The 4,769-nt window shown below is 71.7% G+C and carries 4 protein-coding genes; 1 reads left to right on the top strand and 3 read right to left on the bottom strand.

Annotation, left to right across the window (positions count from 1 at the left end; translation table 11 throughout):
- Positions 1-311: 311 nt before the first annotated feature.
- Positions 312-1,388: a zinc-dependent metalloprotease gene (locus tag FAF44_RS52075; protein ID WP_237110928.1), complete on the bottom strand. Its 1,077-nt coding sequence runs from the start codon at positions 1,386-1,388 to the stop codon at positions 312-314.
- Positions 1,389-1,435: 47 nt separating this feature from the next.
- On the bottom strand, positions 1,436-2,860 hold the full coding sequence (dacB, locus tag FAF44_RS52070; RefSeq protein ID WP_237110927.1) for a D-alanyl-D-alanine carboxypeptidase/D-alanyl-D-alanine-endopeptidase: 1,425 nt from the start codon (positions 2,858-2,860) through the stop codon (positions 1,436-1,438).
- Positions 2,861-2,944: 84 nt separating this feature from the next.
- Between dacB and FAF44_RS52065 the strand changes: the two genes are divergently transcribed.
- On the top strand, positions 2,945-3,436 hold the full coding sequence (locus FAF44_RS52065) for an inorganic diphosphatase (RefSeq protein ID WP_106243463.1): 492 nt from the start codon (positions 2,945-2,947) through the stop codon (positions 3,434-3,436).
- A gap of 7 nt (positions 3,437-3,443) precedes the next feature.
- Here FAF44_RS52065 and FAF44_RS52060 read toward each other — a convergent pair whose 3' ends face one another.
- Positions 3,444-4,544, bottom strand: a complete 1,101-nt coding sequence (locus FAF44_RS52060) for a C40 family peptidase (RefSeq protein WP_237110926.1) — start codon at positions 4,542-4,544, stop codon at positions 3,444-3,446.
- Positions 4,545-4,769 lie beyond the last annotated feature (225 nt).

The raw sequence follows: 4,769 nt of genomic DNA, 5'->3' as shown, positions 1-4,769 counted from the left end.
GTATACGGGCGGCCCGCGCAGTGGGCGGCGGGGTTTCGCGTGGGGTTCGAGGGGCCGCTGAGGGGCTCGGGAACTCCACCCCGAACGGCTTCACGAGCGCACCGATATCGCTTAGAGCGCAATTCTGGTACGCCTGCTCGACCAATCTTTGACAGGTTCCGTCAGCTCGAACGGTGCGCCCTTTCAGGCGCACGCCAAGGACGGACGTCTCCGGTCCGTCGGGAGAACGGCGCGGGCCGCCGGGGTCGGCCGGCGGCGGGCGCTCATGAGTGCGGTGCGAGTGGTGCGAGTGGTGCGGGGTGGGACGTGGGTCAGGCGGGCAGGGCCGGGGTGCCGATGACGCGGCTGATCCAGGCGTTCGGGTCGGCGATCTCCGTGGTCGTGGGGAGGGTCTCCGGCGACGTCCAGACCTTGTTGAAGCCGTCCATCCCCACCCGGTCCACCACGGTGTGGACGAAGGCCGACCCCTCCGCGTACTGCTTCATCTTGACCTCGATGCCCAGCAGTCGCCGCACGGTGCGATCGACGCGGGAGCCGCCCTCGCGGCGCTGGCCGAACTTGGCGCGGATCTCGGCCACCGACGGCACCACCGACGGGCCCACCGCGTCCATGACGTAGTCGCCGTGGCCCTCCACGAGGGTCATCACGGCGGTCAGCCGGTCGAGGATCTCCTTCTGGGCGGGCGACTGGATGGCGTCGATGAGGTTGCCCTCACCGCCACGCACCACGTCGGCCACGGTGTCGGCGGCGTTGCGCAGGCGTTCGAGCACGGTGGGCAGGTCGAGGTCGGAGGCGAGCAGGAACTCGGTCATCTGCGAGCGCACGTACTCGCGCAGCCAGGTGACCCCGGTGAACTGCACCCGGTGCGTCTCCTCGTGGAGGCAGACCCACAGGCGGAAGTCGTGGGGGTTGACGTTCAGCTCGCGTTCGGCGTGCACGATGTTGGGCGCGACGAGCGTCAGCCGGCCGACGGGCTCCTGGCCCGTCGGGTCGGGCGGCAGGAAGAGCTCGTACTGGCCGAGCACGCGGGAGGCGAGGAAGGCCAGCACGGCGCCGACCTCGACGCCCGTGATGCGCGAGCCCACGGCGCTGACGATGGCCGGCGGCGGGTTGGGGCCGCCGCCCATGCGCTGCGTCAGCGGTTCGAGCACCACCCGGAAGCCCTGGACGTTGGCCTTGATCCAGCCGGGCCGGTCGACGATGGTCGCGGGCTGCACCGCGGCCTCCGTGTGGATCTTGGTGAACTGCCGGACGTGGCCCTCGGCCTCGCGCGACAGGGTACGGAGCTCGGTGACGGCCTGCCTGGCCTCCTCCCGGCTCACCTGAGGGCCGGGGCGCACCAGGCGCGTGCCGGTCGTGACGGCCAGATCCCAGTCGATCACCTGCATAACGTCCACCGTACGTGGTTCTCGGCGACGCTGCGAAGGAGCCCGCTTCACGAACGCGCGACGATGGCCGCCAGCCGGTCGAGCACGGGCTCGGCGTTGACCGGCACGCGGTCGGCCATGAACGCGTAGGTGACCAGCCGCCCGTCCTTCGTGGTGGCCAGGCCGGCCAGCGTGTTGACGTGGTTGAGGGTGCCGGTCTTGGCGCGGACCAGGCCGACCTGGCCCTTGCTGTCGCCGGCGACGAAGCGGCGGCCGTTGCCCAGCGTGCCGGAGAAGCCGGCGATCGGCATGCCGGAGGCGATGGCGTGCAGGCCGGGCTGGGCGGCGGAGCCGGACAGGGCGATGGCCTTGGCCAGGGCGTTCGGGCTGATGCGGTTGCGGATGGACAGGCCGCTGCCGTCGTCGAGCGAGACGCCCTGGGTGATGCCGAGGCGGCGCATGACCGCGACCACCGCCGTGCCGCCGCCCGCGAAGGACGCCTGCTGGCCTTCCTTGATCGCGACGTGCCGCAGCAGCGCCTCGGCCATGTCGTTGTCGCTGCGGGTGAGGGTGTGCTCGACGAGGGCGTAGAGGGGGGCGGAGTCCACCCGGCCGAGTTCGGCGGCGCCGGCCGGGGCCTTGGCCTGGCGTACGGACTTGGCGACCGCGATGCCCTGCTTGGCCAGTTGCCTGGCGAAGGCGTCGGCGGCGTACTGGGCCGGGTCGGTGACGCGCGGGCTGCGGAAGCGGGGGTCCTGGCGGCCTTCGTCCATGGTCAGGGCGTAGACGGGGGCCACCTCGCCGTCGGGGATGTAGTTGGGCTTCCAGCCACGGGCCCTGGCGGGGCCGGTGAACAGCGACGTGTCGTACGAGAGGGTGACCTTGCGCACGCCCTGTGCCTTGAGCGTCGCGGCGGTGCGGGCGGCGAGCGTGACCAGGCTCGCCTGCTTCGGGTAGTCGGCCCGCCTGGCCGCGGGGCCCGCGAGGAGGGGGTCGCCCCCGCCGACCAGGACGACGGCGCCCGGCTGAGCGCCCTGCACCACCCTGGTGGCGAAGCGGGTGTCGGGGCCGAGCGCGGCCAGCGCGGCGGCGCAGGTGATGACCTTGGTGGTGGAGGCGGGAGTGACGGGTGTGTCGGGGCCGGCCGCGAAGAGCTGCTCCCCGGTGGCGGTGTCGATGACCGCCACTCCCACCCGATCACCGAGCGCATCGTCACCCAGGGCGCTTGCGAGCTGCCGCGTCAAAGTACCCTTAGTCGGGAGAGGTCCGTCCCCGGGCTTCACCGGGAGCTGGGCCAGCACAGGCCCCGCGGTGACGACGGGGGCGGAGGGAGTGCCTTCCGCCGGTGACGCAGTCGGCTCGGTCGGTGACGACCCGCTCGTCAGGGCACTCAGGCTGAACTCGGTGGTCATCGCGTAGATGCCGATGACGATCGTGAGGGCCTGCAGCACGGCGAGAGTGGTCAGCATCACCCACCGGTCGCGCCGCGCCACGTCGCCCGCCCTCTCTCCTGTGTTCGCTTACGAGACATTAACGCCCAGCCGGGGGTACCCGGGGGCCTGAGCGGAGGAACCGCGGTGGAGTTCGACGTTGTCGTTGAGATTCCCAAGGGGCAACGGAACAAATACGAAGTGGACCACGAGACCGGGAAGATCAGGCTTGACCGGCTCCTGTTCACCTCCACGCAGTACCCCGCCGACTACGGCTTCATCGAGCACACCCTCGGCGAGGACGGCGACCCGCTCGACGCGCTGGTGCTGCTCCAGGAGCCGACGTTCCCCGGCTGTTACATCACGTGCCGGGCGGTGGGGATGTTCCGGATGACGGACGAGAAGGGCGGTGACGACAAGGTGCTGTGCGTGCCGTCCACCGACCCCCGGATGCACCACATCCAGGACATCCATCACGTGTCGGAGTTCGACCGGCTGGAGATCCAGCACTTCTTCGAGGTCTACAAGGACCTGGAGCCCGGCAAGTCCGTCGAGGGCGCCAACTGGGTGGGCCGCATCGAGGCCGAGGCCGAGATCGAGCGCTCCTTCCGCCGGGCCAAGGAGGAGGGGCATCACTGACCCCGCCTTACCGGGGCCTGGTGGCGCCCACCAGGTCCCCGCGCCAGATCGAGGCGACCCGCACCACGTCGCCGGTCTGCGGGGCGTGCACCATCTGGCCGCGCCCGACGTAGATCCCGACGTGGTGAATGGTGGCCGGGTCGCTGGTGTGCGCGAAGAACAGCAGGTCGCCGCGCTTGAGCTGGTCCAGCGGCACGTGCGGGCCGGAGGTCCACTGGGTGCCCGTCCAGTGGTCGAGCCGGACGCCCGCCCGTTCCCAGGCCCGCATCGACAACCCTGAGCAGTCGTAGGTCTCGGGCCCGTCGGCCGCCCACACGTACGGCTTGCCGAGCTGGGTGAGCGCCCAGTTCGCGGCCACGTCGCCCATCGCCGAGCCGCCGGCGACCAGCCCGGACAGCGCGGCGGCGCGCCGCCTGGCCAGGAGCTGGGCGCGGGTGCGGGCGGCGTCCACCGAGCGCTGGAGCTCCTTCCTGCGGGCCGTGAGCTGCCTGGTCTCGCGCCGCTGGTGCGCCACCGCCGCCTGGGCGGCCAGTTTGGCCCGCCGGGCGCTCTCCGTGGCCGCCTGCCGGGCGGCGTAGGCTCCCGCCGCCTGGGTGCGCAGGATGGTGGCGACCTCCTCGGCGTCGCGCAGCCGGTTCAGCACCGCCGCCTGCTCGGCGTTGAGCTGCCCCAGCAGCCCGGCGCGGTGCAGGAAGCCGTCCGGGCCGCCCCGGTCGAGCAGGATGGCCATGGTGGGGTTCGACATCACCAGGCCGCTGTAGGTCTCGGCCGCGAGCAGCGCGACGTCGCGCCTGGCGGCCTCCACCTCGACGCCGGCCGCCGCCAGCCGGCCCTGGGCCTGCTCGTACGCCTGCTCGGCCAGCCGCTGCCGGACGACCTCCCCGTTGTACGCCTCCACGAGGCGTCCGACGTCGGCCGCCAGTTCGCCCAGCCGCGACTGGGCGGTGGCCAGCTCGGCGGTGGTCCGGCCGAGCTGCTTGGAGCGCTCACGTACGCTCTCGCGCGCCTTCTTGACGTCGTGCGAGGAGGGGCCCCGATCCGCCACGACCGGCGGGCACAGAGTCACGAACAGGCAGCCCACGAGAAGCCCGGCCCGGAACGCGCGCATAGCTCCCCCTGAAAACCAATGGTTACTCTATGCACACAGTTCCCGCCCATATGCTCACGTAACGTAAAGTTCCGTCTGCCTCAGCCCGTGGTTTCCGAGGGGTCGCCCGTGGGCTTGTCCGTCGGCTTGTCTGTTGGCTTCTCTGTGGGCTTGTCCGTGGGCTTCTCCGTGGGGGTCGGAGTGGCCGGCTCGGTCGGCGTGGCGGTGGGGGTCGGGGTCTGGGTG

The organism is Nonomuraea sp. MG754425, from assembly GCF_021699195.1.
GTDB lineage: Bacteria > Actinomycetota > Actinomycetes > Streptosporangiales > Streptosporangiaceae > Nonomuraea.
Note: the sequence above shows the minus strand (reverse complement) of the source record. Positions and strands in the feature narration are given on the sequence as shown.